We start from the raw sequence: 14241 nt of genomic DNA on the forward strand, positions 1-14241 counted from the left end.
AGCTGTCAACGCCACGGAGAGGCCGTGGTGGAAACGCTTGAAGGAGCATGAGATGTTCAGCACCAAGAAGAAGGTCACCGCAGCACTGACGCTCACCATCGCGAGCGCATTCGCCCTGTCCGCATGTTCGATGGGCAGCGACACCGGCAGCAGCGACGAGTCGATGGAGCCGTCGTCGGCCCCCGAGACGTCGCAGTCCAGCGACGACATGGAGATGGACCCGGCGGCGAACCTCGTCGGCCCCGGCTGCGAGGCGTACGCCGAGCAGGTGCCGGACGGTGACGGATCGGTCGCCGGCATGGCCCAGGACCCGGTGGCGACCGCCGCCTCGAACAACCCGCTGCTCACCACGCTGGTCGCAGCCGTGAGCGGTCAGCTCAACCCCGACGTGAACCTGGTCGACACGCTCAACGGAGACGAGTTCACCGTGTTCGCCCCGGTCGACGAGGCGTTCGCCAAGATCGACCCGGCGACCATCGAGTCGCTCAAGACCGACAGCGCCACGCTGAGCTCGATCCTGACGTACCACGTGGTCCCCGGCCAGATCGAGCCGTCCGACATCGCGGGCATGCACACCACGGTGAACGGCGCCGACCTCGAGGTCACCGGCAGCGGCGACGACCTGATGGTCAACGACGCGACCGTCATCTGCGGTGGCGTCCAGACCGCCAACGCGACCGTGTACCTCATCGACACGGTGCTGATGCCGCCGGCACAGTAAGAAGCCAGGGAGAGTGCTGCTGAGGAGCAAGGCACACCCTGACCTTCTCCCGATCTGGGGAGGACCGGGAGAAGGATGAGCGGAGGGCCGTTGACGATGGCTGTGTCGTCAACGGCCCTCTTCTGTGCGCCCTAGACTGGGAACACGGGCCTCTAGCTCAGTTGGCAGAGCATCGGACTTTTAATCCGCGGGTCGTGGGTTCGAGCCCCACGGGGCCCACCGCACGGCATCCGGCGTCTATCAGCCTCATGGTCGGGTCGCCACCCCCTTCCCGCATCGTTCGGATCGCGGAAGAGTCGGAACATCCCACGGACCTCCACGAAAGGAACGATCATGGCGACCCTCACGAACAAGCGAGTGGCATTCCTGGCGACCGACGGCTTCGAGGACAGCGAGCTCACCAGCCCGTGGGAAGCCGTGACGGGTGAAGGCGCGAACGCCACGCTCGTCGCCCCCGAGTCCGGTGAGATCACCGGCAAGAACGGGCACACGCAGGCGGTCGATCTGACCTCGGGCAGCGCATCCGCCGACGACTTCGACGCCCTGGTGCTGCCGGGCGGCGTCGTCAACGCCGATCACATCCGCATGGACGAGGCGTCCGTCGCTCTGGCGAAGTCGTTCTTCGAGCAGCACAAGCCCGTCGGCGTGATCTGCCACGGCGCCTGGATCCTCGTCGAGGCCGGCGTCGTCGACGGACGCACGCTCACCAGCTACCCCAGCCTCAAGACCGACCTGCGCAATGCAGGTGCCGACTGGGTCGACGAGGAGGTCGTGGTCGACCAGGGCCTCGTCTCGAGCCGTACCCCCGACGACCTCCCGGCGTTCAACGCGAAGGTGATCGAGGAGATCGGCGAGGGGCGGCACGAGGGCCAGACGGCCTGACGCCCACCTGACGGATCACGCGAGCCGCGCCCGGTGCCGACGCACCGCGGCGCGGTTCGCGCATCTCACGGAGCAGAAACGCTGCCGCCCGTTGCGCGTGACGTCGACGACCACCCGTGTGCACGGCGAGGCCTCGCAGCGCGCCAGGCGCTCCATCCCGCGGGTCACCAGGTGCAGCGAGGTGCCGAGGCTGATGATCGCGCGCAGCACGAACGGCAAGGAGGGCACGTCGTCGCGGTAGTGCAGGTGCCACCCCTCGCCGTCATGATTCGTGAGCCGCGGATAGGCGGCGGACTGCTCCAGCTGCGCGTTGAGCAGAGCGGCGCGGGCGTCGGCATCCGATGCGTCGACGATGGCGAGCCAGTCGTCGATCACCTCGCGCACGCGAGCGTGGTCGTCGGATGCCGGGGGGAACGTCATCGTCATGCCCAGCTCGATCGTTCGCGCCTCGATACCGGAGCGGTCGGCGGGCCAGTCGTTCGCGAGCGAAGCGGCGAGGAGTACGGCGTACTCCCCGTAAGGGTTGAGATGCATAAGGGCATTACATCACGCTGGGTACATGACCTCGCTGCACACCCTTCCCGTTCCCGTTCGCCGCTCGATCGAGGCCGCCCACGAGCACGCCTGGATCACCGAGTCCCGCCACCGCACGAGCGAAGGCACGGTGCTCTACGTGCGGTGCGCGGTCTGCACGACGCGACGCGTCGATCTGCTCCCCGCCGCGTCGTCGGCGACGGTCCCCACCCCGGTGTCGCGGACGATCGCCGAAAGTCGCGGCCGCTAGGCGGTGAGCTCGGCGAGCGTGCGCACCGTGCGCAGGTTGCGCGCCGTGCCCGCCACCCCCAGAGCACGGTCGAGCACGGCCTTCGTGAGCTTGGTGGTGTGCACTCCCCCGTCGGCGTAGCGGATCCAGAGATCACGGCCCACGAGCTCGATCTCCTCGCCCGGGACGAGCCGTTCACGGAGCGCGTCGACCGCGCCGTCCCGCGCGCTCCCCTCGAGGAACATCGCGTGCACGAGCTTCTCGATGGGCTCGGCGAACGGTTGCGCCGACAGCGCCGCGGCCAGCTCGCCATGCGAACGATGGATCACGGGAGTGTCGACGTCGAAGCGGTCGCCGATCAGGGAACGGGCATGGGCGCATGCGGCCGCCGGGTCGGCCGGGGTGGCGCACAGGATGTTGCCGCTCGCGATATAGGTCGACACGTCGCGGAGGATGCCCGCCGCGGTCAGGGCATCGCGCAAATCGGCCATCGGCACGCGGTTGCGACCGCTCACGTTCACGGCACGCAGCAGCAGGACGCTCCGGCTCACGCCGACGTGCTCTCGACCAGCTCGGCCCCCGCATGCGCGAGCTCGGCCAGAGCGGCCGCCGAGGATTCGGCCCCGACACCGGCGATGAGGTCGGTGAGCACCCGCACGCCCACTCCGTGAGCGACCGCATCCAGAGCGGATGCCCGCACGCAGTGATCCGTCGCGATGCCGACGACGTCGGCGGTCAGCACCCCGGCGGCGGACAGGATGTTCCCCACGGTCTCGCCGTCGTCGGTCACGCCCTCGAACATCGAGTACGCCGGACGGCCCTGGCCCTTGCGCACGTGATGGGTCACGGCATCCGTGACCAGCAATGGGTCGTAGTCGGCACCCGGAGTGCCGGCCACGCAGTGCACCGGCCAGGAGTCGACGTAGTCGGGCGCCGAGGCGAAGTGGCCGCCATTGTCACCCTCGGCGTCGTGCCAGTCGCGGGAGGCGATGATGACGTCGTACTCGGAGGCGTGCGCGTCGAGGTACGTCGACACGGCCGAGGCCACCGCATCGCCACCCTGCACGGCCAACGCGCCGTTCTCGGTGAAGTCGTTCTGCACGTCGACGATGAGGAGTGCTCTGCTCATGCTCCGAGCGTAGTCCGACGCACCGACATGGCGAGCGCCCTCATCGACGTCGGCATCGTCCTGCCGCGATCAACGCGCCGAATCGGCGCGAGGGGCGGGCTCGCTGGACAGGAAGTGGTCGAGGACGAGCTCGCCGGTGGCGTTGAGCTCGCGCATCATGAGCTCGACGCGCTCGGCATCGATCTTCGGCATCGCGGCCACGTCGAACGCGTACAGCAGGGGGATGCCCGGATGCACCCAGGCGGTGAGCCGACCATCGGGAGAGTCCTTCGGCAGCCAGGTCATCATGAAGCTCTCCTGACGCCGCAGCTTCGTGCCCATCACGATCTTGAGATGCGCGAGCGTCTCGTCATCGATGACGATCGGCTCGTGGATGCTGTCGTACTCCAGGCGGCCCATGCCCTCACCCTAGGCATCCAGAGGGCGCGAAACCATGGGTTCACTTCCGCGCGGCGAGCGCGAGCCGTACCCTGACAGGGGGACCTCGTCTACGGAGGGCACGATGGGAAGGTTCGTCTACAACGGCACGACCAAGGCGGAGATCGAGGATCGCACGCTTCTCCACCTCCAACTCGTCATCACGGCGAAGCTGCGACGGGGCGAGGCATTCACCTTCTCGTGGCGAGACGACCCGAGCTACGGCGAAGGACACACGACCGTATGGATCAGCCCGGCCTCCCGCCTCGTCTACGCCTTCTACGGCTCACGCAGACCCGACGTGAACCGCGCCTGGACCCAGGCTCTGGCGTACACCGCTTCGACGGCGACGGGGCTCTACGTGGTCCCCGAGCCTCCGTCGACCTCGGCGGCGGCGAACACCCATGCGATCGACGTCGTGGATGCCTGAGCATCCGCCCGCACACGCGACACCGGGAAAGCCGAAGCCCCCGTCACCACGAGGGTGCCGGGGGCTGATCGGAGCCGCTTGTCAGAATCGAACTGACGACCTTTTCATTACGAGTGAAATGCTCTGCCGACTGAGCTAAAGCGGCGTGCGACGGACGAACCGGCGCGATCACCGATATTACCCTGTCTCGCGTCCGCTCGCGAATCGAGCCCGTCGCATGCGCGTGTCACCCGCGAGTCAGCCGCGTGTCACCCGCGGTCACTCGCAGCGGAGGCCGTCTTCGGGCACCGTGTCGTCGAGCAGGAAGGCCTCGACCGCGTCGTCGACGCAGCTGTTGCCCTTGTTGTAGCCGGTGTGCCCCTCGCCCACCCGGGTGATGAGCACGCCCTCGTCGAGTTGACCCGCGAGCGCCTCCGACCACTCGTACGGTGTGGCGGGGTCGTTCGTGGTGCCGACGACCACGATCGGGCCGGCACCCTCGGCGGTGATCTCGCCCCGCGTGCCGGTGGGCGGGTAGGGCCAGACCTCGCACGAGTCGGGACCCGCCCAGTACGGCGCGATCGTCGGGGCACCCTCGGCGATCTTCGCCGTCGTCGCCGCTTCGGCCGCGGGGTCGTCCTCGACCGGGTAGTCCATGCAGTTGTACGCGCGGAACGCCTCGCTGGAGTTGTCGGCGTACCCGCCGTTCTCCCGACCGTTGTAGAAGTCGGCGAGGAGGAACGCCGTCGTCGGGTCTCCCTGCAGCGCCTCGTCGAGCGCCTGCGTCAGGTACGTCCAGCTGTCCTGCGAGTAGAGCGCCGCGATGATGGCGGTCATCAGCGCATCGGCGCCGAGCATCCGCCCGTCGGCGTTCTCGAGCGGTGACCGGTCGACCGAGGCGAGGAGAGCGCCCAGGTCGGCCATCGCGTCGTCGACCGAGCCGGAGAACGGGCAGCTTCCCGAGTCGAGGCAGTCCTGCATGTACGCACGCAGCGCCGACTCGAAACCGAGAGCCTGCGTCGCGCCCACCTCGAGACCCGGCACGGACGGATCGATCGCGCCGTCGAGCACGAGGCGTCCGGCCTTCTCGGGGTACAGGCTCGCGTACGTGGCGCCAAGGAAGGTGCCGTACGAGAAGCCGAGGTAGTTCAGCTCGGTGTCGCCGAGCACGGCACGGAGCAGATCCATGTCGCGCGCGGAGTTGACGGTCGTGATGTACGGCAGGATGCCGCCGCTGTTCGCCTCGCAGGCGTCGGCGAACTGCTGGTGGCCGGCGAGCAGCTCGCTCTCCCACTCGGCGCTGCCTCGCGGCGCGCTGGGGATGTCGTAGAGGTACGCGTCCATCTGCTCGGCATCGAAGCAGCGGACGGCCGTCGACTGACCCACACCCCGAGGATCGAAACCGATCACGTCGAAATTGGCGATCAGATCGGCCCCCACCGCGAAGTCGAGGCTCTCGCTGATGAAGTCGACGCCGCTGGAACCCGGACCGCCCGGGTTCGTGAGCAACGACCCCACCGGCTCCTGCGATGCCCGGTGCCGGACGACCGACAGCTCGATCTCGCCCGCGTCGGGGTTCTCCCAGTCGAGGGGCGCGGTCACCGTCGTGCAGTCGAAGCCGCTGGCACCGCAGGCGTCCCACTGCAGGGTCTGCGAGTAGAACGGCAGCAGCTCGGCGGCGACGCCCTCGGTGTCGGGCGCCTTGGTCGTCGAGGGTCGCGGCGCGGCCTGCTCGGGGATCGCGGCATAGAGGCAGCCCGAGAGGGCGACGGATGCCGTGAGCACGCCTGCCAGGACGGCGGCGGCGCGGCGGAGACGGGACGTCTGCTGGATCTTCACGGTGTCCTCCCGCTCGCGACGGTCACGAGCAAGCTCTCGAGGGCGAGCAGCGGTGCGACGTTGCGCTCCAGCGACTGCCGGGTATCGGCCAGGTGGTCGAGTACGACAAGCGTACGGGTGTCGGGCCACGCCTGCGCCAGCGCGGCCAGCTCCGGCTGCAGCTCGCGGTTGATGAGCTGGTCGCCGCGACCGAACTGCAGCATCACGACGTCGCGGAAGAGCGACTGCAGATCGGTGAGCACACGGTCGATACCGTCGCGGAGACTGCGCGTGGCGCGCTTCTTCTGCTCGTCTTCGAGGGCGGAGAGCTGACTGCGCAGCGCCGGGGGCACGGCCTGCCCGTCCCCCACACCCACCATTCGCAGCAGATTCGCGCGCTCGGCCGCGTCACGCTCCGCCGTCAGCGCCTTCGCGTCGTCGGTCGCGGCCTGGATGATGCGCCCCGCGACCTCGACAGCGTCGCCGACGCCGCGCACCCCGAGGACCGCCCGGAGGGTCTCGTCGCGCCGGCGTCGCGCGGGCTCGTCGGTGGCGAGGCGCTGCGCCATGCCGATGTGGCGCTGCGCGTGGCGAGCGGCCTGCTCGGCGACGGCGGCATCCACTCCCGTGCGCAGCGCGATGAGGCGCGCGACGTCGTCGACGTCTGGCTCGCGCAGCCGCAGCGAGCGAACCCGGGAGCGGATGGTCGGCAGCAGGTCGGCCTCGCTCGGGGCGCAGAGGATCCAGACGGTCTGCTCCGGCGGTTCTTCGAGTGCCTTGAGCAGCACGTTCGAGGTGCGCTCCACCATGCGGTCGGCGTCTTCGACGACGATCACGCGGTAACGGCCGGACGACGGAGAGAAGTACGAGCGCTCGACGAGCGCGCGCGCCTCGGCGATCGTGATGATGACCTTGTCTGTGCGCAGAGCGGTGACGTCGGGGTGCGTGCGTGCGAGCACCTGGCGCATCGTCGCCTCATCTTCGGGCCCCTCGGCGATGAGCGCCGCCGCGAAGGCGTACGCGAGGGTGGAGCGCCCCGACCCCGGCGGGCCGGTGATCAGCCACGCGTGGGACAGGGCGGACGGGTCGGATGCCGCGGTGCGCAGCGTCTCGACGGCGTCGGGCTGCCCCCACACGTCGCCCCACGGGAACGGAGCGATCGCGGTGTCGGGCATGCACTCAGCCTAATCGGCACCACCGACGCCCGAGCGACGGTGTGGTCAGCCGCGGTGCGGCGGTGTGGTCAGCCGCGGTGCGGCGGTGTGGTCAGCCGCGGTCAGCGGGCAGGTCGAGAAGAGCCGCGACACGGTCGCGGATGGCGGCGGCGACGACGTCCGGGGCCTGCGCGGCGTCGATCACGAGGAAGCGCTCGGGCTCGGCGGCCGCGAGGTCGAGGAACGCCTGGCGCACCCGGCCGTGGAAATCGGCCTTCTCGGCCTCGAGACGGTCGAACGGCTTGTCCGCTGCATCGATACGCTCTCGGGCGGTCGCGGGGTCGAGGTCGAGCAGCACCGTGACATCGGGAAGCGCACCTTCGGCGGCCCAGAGCGAGAGGTCGCGGATCTCCGTCGCATCGAGCACACGTCCGGCGCCCTGGTAGGCGACCGAGGAGTCGAGGTAGCGGTCCTGCAGCACGACATCACCGCGCTCGAGCGCCGGGCGCACGACGGTCGCGACGTGGTGCGCGCGGTCGGCGGCATAGAGCAGCGCCTCCGCACGCGGGGCGATGTCACCCCGGTGATGCAGCACGATGTCGCGGATGAGGGTGCCGACCTCCGACCCGCCGGGCTCGCGGGTGCGGACCACCGAGTGTCCGCTCTCGGTCAGCCAGGCGGCGAGCAGGTCGGATTGAGTGGTCTTGCCCGATCCGTCGCCGCCTTCGAGGGTGATCCAGCGACCGCGGGCCGAGGTCACGAACCGGCCTGCTTCGCCGCCGCGTTCGCGGCACGCGTCGCCGCCGCCTTCTTCGCGGCTGCGGAACGAGCCGCCGCCTTCTCGGCGTCCGCCGAGGCCTTCGCGGTCGTCTTCTTCGCGGGAGCCTTCTTCGCGGTCGTCTTCTTGGCCGTGGTCTTGGCCGGAGCCTTCTTCGCGGGGGCCTTCTTCGCCGCCGTGCGAGAGCCGCGCTTCGGAGCCGGACCCTTCGCACGCTTGTCGGCGAGCATCTGCACCGCGATCTCGAACGTGATGTCCTCGGGCTTCTGACCGCGCGGGATCGTCACGTTCGTCTCGCCGTCGGTCACGTACGCACCGAAGCGTCCGTCGCGGATGCGGATCGGCTTGCCGCTGACCGGGTCGGCGTCGAACTCGGCGAGCGCGCTGGATGCTCGGCGGGCGCCGTACTTCGGCTGCGCGTAGATCTCCAGCGCCTGCTCGAGCGTCACGTCGAAGATCTGCGACTCGCTCTCCAGCGATCGCGAGTCGGTGCCCTTCTTCAGGTACGGGCCGAAACGGCCGTTCTGCGCGGTGATCTCGTCGCCCGACTCGGGGTCCGTGCCGACGACGCGCGGCAGGCTCAGCAGCTGCAGAGCCGTGTCGAGTTCGATCGTGTCGACCGACATGGAGCGGAACAGCGAGGCGGTGCGCGGCTTCGGAACGGTCTCCTTCTTCGCGCCGCGCTTCTTCGGGGCCTCGACGACCTCGCCCGTCGTCTCGTCGACGGCGGCGTCGTCGGAGACCGGATCGGCCTCCTGCACGTACGGGCCGAAGCGCCCGTCCTTCACGACGACGATCTTGCCGTTGTCCGGGTTCGTGCCGAGCACGCGGTCGCCGGCGACCGGGGCGTCGATGAGCTCCTGCGCCTTCTCGGCCGTGAGCTCGTCGGGGGCCAGGTCTTCCGGCACATTCACGATGCGGGGCTTGGCGTCGGGGTTCTCGGGGTCGGCGACCTCGAGGTACGGGCCGTACTTGCCGAACCGCAGGGTCGCGGTGTCGGTGATGCGCGTGGAGTTGAGCGCACGCGCGTCGATCTCGCCGAGGTTGTCGACGACCTTGCGCAGACCGACGTGCGCGTCGGAGCCGAAGTAGAAGCCCTTGAGCCACTCGACCCTGTCCTGCTCGCCGCGGGCGATGGTGTCGAGGTCGTCTTCGAGCGCCGCGGTGAAGTCGTAGTCCACGAGCTCCGCGAAGTGCTCTTCGAGCAGCCGGACGACGCTGAACGCGAGCCACGTCGGCACGAGGGCCTGTCCCCGCTTGACCGCGTAGCCGCGGTCGAGGATCGTTTCGGGGATGGTGGCGAACGTGGAGGGGCGGCCGATGCCCTTCTCCTCGAGGACCTTGACCAGCGACGCCTCGGTGTAACGGGGCTTGGGCGTGGTGCGGTGCCCCTTGGCCTCGGCCTCGGAGACGGCGAGCGCGTCGCCGACGGCGACGGCGGGGAGCGACTGGTTCTCGGCGGCATCCGCATCGCCGCGCTTCTCGTCGCGACCCTCCTCGTAGGCCTCGAGGAAGCCCTTGAAGGTGTAGACGGTTCCGGATGCCGTGAACTCCGCCGTCTGTCCCGCGGCGTCGACCGCGATGGTCACGGTCGTGGTCTCGTACTTGGCGTCGGCCATCTGGCTCGCGACCGTGCGCTTCCAGATGAGGTCGTAGAGGCGCTGCTCCTCGCGGTCGAGCTCGGACGACAGCGACGCCGGCGTGCGGAAGGTGTCGCCCGACGGGCGGATCGCTTCGTGCGCCTCCTGCGCGTTCTTGCTCTTCGACTTGTAGACGCGCGGCTTGAGCGGCACGGCGCTGTCGCCGTAGAGGGAGACCGCCTGGTTCCGCGCCGCCTGCACCGCCTGGGTGCTGAGCGACGTGGAGTCCGTACGCATATAGGTGATGTACCCCTTCTCGTACAGGCGCTGAGCGACGCTCATCGCCTGCTTCGCGCCCATCGAGAGCTTGCGCCCCGCCTCCTGCTGCATCGTGGAGGTGGTGAAGGGCGCGTAGGGGCTGCGCGTGCCGGGCTTCGCCTCGACCTTCGTGACGGTTCCGGTGCCGGCGGACTCGACCGCCTGGGCCAGAGCCGTCGCGGCCTTCTCATCGAGGGTGATGACGGCGCGCTTGAGGGCGCCTCGGTCGTCGAAGTCGGAACCGCGGGCGAGCTGGCCGCCGTCGACGCGCACGAGACGGATGCGGAATCCCGTGCCGCTCGCGGCGGCCGAGGCGTCGACGTCCCAGTACTCGGCCGACACGAACGCCATGCGCTCACGCTCGCGGTCGACGATCAACCGCGTGGCGGCGGACTGCACTCGGCCGGCGGAGATGCCCGTCTTGACCTTGTACCAGAGCACGGGCGACACGTCCCAGCCGTACAGGCGGTCGAGGATGCGTCGCGTCTCCTGGGCGTCGACGAGGGCGTGGTCGAGTTCGCGGGTGTTGCCGACCGCGGCCTGGATCGCGTCTTTGGTGATCTCGTGGAACACCATGCGCTTGACAGGGACCTTGGGCTTGAGGGTCTCGAGGAGATGCCACGCGATGGCCTCGCCCTCGCGGTCCTCATCAGTGGCGAGCAGGAGCTCGTCGGCGTTCTTCAGGGCGCGCTTGAGCTCGGCGACGGTCTTCGTCTTGCGATCGGAGACGACGTAGTAGGGGTCGAAGCCGTTCTCGATGTCGATCGAGTACTTCCCGTAGGCCTGCTTGTCGGCCGCGGGGATGTCCTTCTTGTCGGCGAGGTCGCGGATGTGACCCACCGAGCTCAGCACCTCGTAGCCGTCGCCGAGGTAGCCCTGGATCGACCGCATCTTCGTCGGGGACTCGACGATGACGAGCTTCTTGCCTTCAGCCAAGAGTGCGTCCTTTCTTCGAAGCACACCATACACACCCCTCATCTGCGCCTGATCGGCAGTGGGGAGGACGGTTCGCCGTCATTCGCCTTCGGGTGGCCCGGCACGAGCACGGGAGACGGCTGCGAGTCCAGCGTACGCCGCCTGGACCTCCACGGTCGCCACGAAGCCCTCGACGGCGCAGTGCACCAGGGTCGCTCCGGCGGCGCTCGCGACCCGCGCGGCCACCGTGCAGGGGGCGTCGGCGACGGGCACGGCACCGCTCGCGGCATCGGCGGCGGCGAGGGCGGCCGCATCGGCGGCGCCCGCGACGCGTTGGGCGGTCACCGCCGCGCCGCCCACCGCTGCGAGGCCCAGAGCGAGCGACGAGGCGACCACGAGCACCCCCGCGGCGAGCGCCGTGCCCGCCATCAGCGCACGCTCCTCGGCGACATCGCTCGTGTGACCGCCATCAGAGCCCTCCGGCGAGCGCACAGCTCGACGCGGTCAGGGGCATCCGCAGCCCGCCGATCGCGACGACGCTGCTGGCGCTGACGCAGACGAGGTCGCCCGACGACGACGAGGACCAGGAGGAACCCGGTACGGCGCGCGCCAGGGCGGCTCCCGCCGCGCCGGCGGACTCACCCCGACCGAGCAGCCGGGCCGCATCGGCGGTGGCGTCCTGCAGGGCGACCTGCCGCGCGGCAGCTCCCAGCGCCCCCACCCCGAGAGCGAGGACGAGAACCACGGCCGGGAGCGCGAGAGCCAGCTCCGCCGCGGCGGATCCCCGGTCGTCGGGCCGCCCGCGCCCTCGGGTGCCGATCATGAGACGGTGAGCGCGCGGCGCACGAGATCGGTGAGGATGCCGCGCACCTCATCGGACCGCATGATGACGACGAGGAGTCCGGCGAAGGCCACGGCGGCCATCGTCGTGATCGCATACTCGGCGGTCGCGGCGCCCGAGTCGTCGCCGAACAGGGTGCGGGCGCGGCGGCCGTCGAGGGGCGGGAACGCGGGCGTGGCAACCCCCTCGCGGCGTCTGCGCAGGGATGGCGCCGTCCGAGGCGGACGCGAGGGGCCGGCGAGTGTGGTGATCATGCGTGTCTCCTTCTTTCGTGCGGGCGCGGATGCGCCCGGTCTTCTTTCTCTTGCGGACGCGGGATGCGTCCGGTCTGCGTGGTCCGCCGGGAATCGGTCGGGTTCCGGCGGACGTACGACGGGACCCGTCAGGTCGGCAGCGGGGTCGACCCGAGGACGCTCAACAGCAGCGGGGCCACGCCGAGCAGCAGGAAGGCGGGCAGCGTGCACACCCCGAGCGGCAGGAGCAGACGCGTCGAGAGGCGCGCGGCCCGCATCCGACCGCGCACGCGGGCTGCGTGTCGCTCGTGCGCCGCGGCGGCACGGAGCAGTTCGACCGCCGGCACCCCCGCACTCCGCGACAGCTCGAGCACGATGGGCACTCGCTCGTCGTCAACCGTCTCGACGGACGTCTCGCTCACGAGCCGGCGGGCTCGCTCCACGGATGCTCCGCCGGAGAGCGCGACCGCGACGAGCTCGGCCTGCAGGCCGGGTGTGCCGGGTGGCGGGGCGGCCCGAGCGAGGAGCCGGCGCGTCCATGCGCGCGCAGCGAGGACGAGACCGAGCCCGAGTCCGAGGCACGCCGCACCGATCGGATTCCGCGTGACCGCGCCGATCGTGTCGAACCCCAGCACGAGTCCCAGGAACAGACCGGCCACGGGCATCCACAGCAGCAACCGCGCGGTGCCGGCGGGTTCGGCGAGGGCGATCCGCACATCGTCGGCGCCGGCGGCCGCGTCGCGGAGCGTCTCGGCGACGGACCGCAGCACGTCGGCCAGCGGTGCTCCGACCGTCGCGGCGATCTCCCACGCGGCGGCGACATCGCGCCAGGCCCCGCCCTCCGCCTCCAGCGCCTCGACCACCCCGTCCCCGGCCCGCAACCGTTCGGCGATCGCCTCGGCGCGCTGCTCGCCGGTCGCGGCCAGGTGGTGCCACGCCTCGACGGGGTGCGCGCCGGCCTGCAGGAGGACGGCGAGCATCTGCAGACAGGTCGCCGCCTCCATCGCGTCGACCGCCCGCCTGCGCGCTCGTACGGCGCCCCCACTCCGTGTCACCACGGCCGCACCTCCTCGATGTCCAGGCGGTCGCCGCACAGCACGAGCGTGCCGGCACGAGCGATGCGCCGCACGCCGTCGGGGAGTCGTTCGAGATGCAGCACGAACCCGAACGCGCTCACCGCCTGCCGGGCGAGGGCGGTCGCGTCCATGCCGGCCAACGCACCGAGTGCTTCGAGCCGCGCAGGCACGTCGCCCAACCCGCTCGCATGCATCGTGCCGGCGCCGCCGTCGTGCCCGGTGTTGAGAGCCGACAGGAGTTCGCGCACCTCCTCGCCCCGGCACTCCCCCACGATCAGCCGGTCGGGTCGCATGCGCAGCGACTCCCGCACCAGTCGCGCCAGCGTGATGCCACCTGCCCCCTCGAGGTTCGACTGCCGCACCTCGAGGGCGACGTGGTGCGGATGGTTCGGACGCAGTTCGGCGACGTCTTCGATCGTCACCAACCGTTCGCCCGGAGCGGCATGAGAGAGGAGAGCGGACAGCAGTGTCGTCTTCCCCGTGCCCGTACCGCCCGTGATGAGCAGGTTCGCGCGCTCGGACACCAGTCGCCGCAACCAGAGCTCCTGACGCCGGTCGATGCTGCCCAGCGCGTTGAGCGCATCGAGGTCGGCGGCTCGCACGCGTGGGATCCGGATCGACAACGCGGTGCCCCCGGTCGCCACCGGAGCGAGCACCGCATGCACGCGGACGCCGGACGGGAGCCGGACATCGACGCACGGTGCCTGATCGTCGAGGTGCCGTCCGCCGCGCCCGACCAGCGCGACGGCGAGGTCGCGCACCTCCCGCTCCGACGCACGCCATTCGGGCACGTGCTGCACCCCCGCTCCGCGGTCGACGAAGAGGCCGGCGGTTCCGTTGACGAAGATGTCGGTCACCGCGGGGTCGGCTCCGTACGGTGCGAGGGGGCCGAGATCGGCGTGGAGGCGAGGGTCGGGCTCGGCCACGCTCCCCCCACGGCCGTCGGCGTGCGCGGCGGGACGCGGGAGGAGGAGGAACGGTTCGGGCATGCGAAGACGGTAGGTCGACCCGCGTCGCCGGGAGTCACCGGATCCCGCGTCGTGTGCACAGCGCGTCTTCACGTGCTCTCCGTGCAGGAGGGAATCGGCGACGGTGCACGGTTCGCACCGACGTCGGAGACCACCCGCGCCACGAAGAAGGCGGCACCTCATGGGGGGAATGAGGTGCCGCCGGACGCGATCCGATCGGGGGAATCGGGCGCGCAGAA

17 protein-coding genes and 2 tRNA genes are annotated in these 14241 nt (G+C 70.4%); 5 read left to right on the top strand and 14 right to left on the bottom strand.

Going from position 1 to position 14241, the window contains the following annotated elements; translation table 11 throughout:
• Positions 1–52: 52 nt before the first annotated feature.
• The 3 genes from RWS82_RS14085 (at position 53) to RWS82_RS14095 (ending at position 1603) form a co-directional block, all read left to right on the top strand.
• Positions 53–721, top strand: coding sequence for a fasciclin domain-containing protein (locus RWS82_RS14085; protein ID WP_314651297.1), 669 nt, complete (start codon positions 53–55; stop codon positions 719–721).
• 146 nt (positions 722–867) lie between these two features.
• A tRNA-Lys gene (locus tag RWS82_RS14090) sits at positions 868–940 on the top strand.
• A 114-nt stretch (positions 941–1054) separates the two neighbouring features.
• Entirely contained in the window at positions 1055–1603 is a 549-nt protein-coding gene (locus tag RWS82_RS14095) for a type 1 glutamine amidotransferase domain-containing protein (RefSeq protein WP_314651300.1), read from the top strand.
• Between the two features lie 15 nt (positions 1604–1618).
• Here the strand turns inward: RWS82_RS14095 and RWS82_RS14100 are convergent, their stop codons facing one another.
• Complete coding sequence (locus RWS82_RS14100; RefSeq protein ID WP_314651303.1) at positions 1619–2137, bottom strand: CGNR zinc finger domain-containing protein; 519 nt, start codon at positions 2135–2137, stop codon at positions 1619–1621.
• A 25-nt stretch (positions 2138–2162) separates the two neighbouring features.
• On the opposite strand from RWS82_RS14100, the gene RWS82_RS14105 reads away from it, so the two are divergent.
• Complete coding sequence (locus RWS82_RS14105; protein ID WP_314651304.1) at positions 2163–2387, top strand: hypothetical protein; 225 nt, start codon at positions 2163–2165, stop codon at positions 2385–2387.
• On the opposite strand, the gene RWS82_RS14110 is transcribed toward RWS82_RS14105, so the two are convergent.
• From RWS82_RS14110 to RWS82_RS14120, 3 genes are all read right to left on the bottom strand, one after another.
• Positions 2384–2917 (bottom strand): DUF1697 domain-containing protein, encoded by a 534-nt coding sequence (locus RWS82_RS14110; protein WP_314651307.1) that lies wholly within the window; start codon positions 2915–2917, stop codon positions 2384–2386. The two genes, RWS82_RS14105 and RWS82_RS14110, sit on opposite strands and share 4 nt — an antisense overlap.
• Positions 2914–3495 (bottom strand): isochorismatase family protein, encoded by a 582-nt coding sequence (locus tag RWS82_RS14115; RefSeq protein WP_314651310.1) that lies wholly within the window; start codon positions 3493–3495, stop codon positions 2914–2916. Before RWS82_RS14115 ends, RWS82_RS14110 begins: the two co-directional genes overlap by 4 nt.
• Before the next feature lie 69 nt (positions 3496–3564).
• Positions 3565–3894: a hypothetical protein gene (locus RWS82_RS14120; protein ID WP_314651312.1), complete on the bottom strand. Its 330-nt coding sequence runs from the start codon at positions 3892–3894 to the stop codon at positions 3565–3567.
• A 103-nt stretch (positions 3895–3997) separates the two neighbouring features.
• Between RWS82_RS14120 and RWS82_RS14125 the strand changes: the two genes are divergently transcribed.
• Complete coding sequence (locus RWS82_RS14125) at positions 3998–4342, top strand: ATP-dependent DNA ligase (RefSeq protein ID WP_314651315.1); 345 nt, start codon at positions 3998–4000, stop codon at positions 4340–4342.
• Positions 4343–4414: 72 nt separating this feature from the next.
• Here RWS82_RS14125 and RWS82_RS14130 read toward each other — a convergent pair.
• From RWS82_RS14130 to RWS82_RS14175, 10 genes are all read right to left on the bottom strand, one after another.
• Positions 4415–4487 (bottom strand) — tRNA-Thr (locus RWS82_RS14130).
• 113 nt (positions 4488–4600) lie between these two features.
• Positions 4601–6160, bottom strand: coding sequence for an alpha/beta hydrolase (locus tag RWS82_RS14135; RefSeq protein ID WP_314651317.1), 1560 nt, complete (start codon positions 6158–6160; stop codon positions 4601–4603).
• Entirely contained in the window at positions 6157–7314 is a 1158-nt protein-coding gene (locus RWS82_RS14140; RefSeq protein ID WP_314651320.1) for a DNA polymerase III subunit delta', read from the bottom strand. The genes RWS82_RS14135 and RWS82_RS14140 overlap by 4 nt, the downstream gene beginning before the upstream one ends.
• Positions 7315–7405: 91 nt before the next feature.
• A complete protein-coding gene (gene tmk / locus RWS82_RS14145; RefSeq protein WP_314651323.1) occupies positions 7406–8053 on the bottom strand; it encodes a dTMP kinase in 648 nt (215 codons plus the stop codon).
• Complete coding sequence (gene topA, locus RWS82_RS14150; RefSeq protein ID WP_314651326.1) at positions 8050–10905, bottom strand: type I DNA topoisomerase; 2856 nt, start codon at positions 10903–10905, stop codon at positions 8050–8052. The genes tmk and topA overlap by 4 nt, the downstream gene beginning before the upstream one ends.
• Before the next feature lie 78 nt (positions 10906–10983).
• Positions 10984–11313, bottom strand: a complete 330-nt coding sequence (locus tag RWS82_RS14155) for a helicase (protein WP_314651329.1) — start codon at positions 11311–11313, stop codon at positions 10984–10986.
• 40 nt (positions 11314–11353) lie between these two features.
• The gene (locus RWS82_RS14160) at positions 11354–11707 is read right to left on the bottom strand and encodes a TadE family type IV pilus minor pilin (RefSeq protein WP_314651331.1); all 354 of its coding nucleotides are present in this window, start codon (positions 11705–11707) and stop codon (positions 11354–11356) included.
• Positions 11704–11928: a DUF4244 domain-containing protein gene (locus tag RWS82_RS14165; protein ID WP_400190100.1), complete on the bottom strand. Its 225-nt coding sequence runs from the start codon at positions 11926–11928 to the stop codon at positions 11704–11706. The genes RWS82_RS14160 and RWS82_RS14165 overlap by 4 nt, the downstream gene beginning before the upstream one ends.
• Before the next feature lie 179 nt (positions 11929–12107).
• Positions 12108–13016: a type II secretion system F family protein gene (locus tag RWS82_RS14170; RefSeq protein WP_314651334.1), complete on the bottom strand. Its 909-nt coding sequence runs from the start codon at positions 13014–13016 to the stop codon at positions 12108–12110.
• Positions 13010–14023, bottom strand: a complete 1014-nt coding sequence (locus RWS82_RS14175; RefSeq protein ID WP_314651337.1) for a TadA family conjugal transfer-associated ATPase — start codon at positions 14021–14023, stop codon at positions 13010–13012. The genes RWS82_RS14170 and RWS82_RS14175 overlap by 7 nt, the downstream gene beginning before the upstream one ends.
• Positions 14024–14241: the final 218 nt, after the last annotated feature.

The organism is uncultured Microbacterium sp., from assembly GCF_963528945.1.
Classification (GTDB): Bacteria; Actinomycetota; Actinomycetes; order Actinomycetales; family Microbacteriaceae; genus Microbacterium.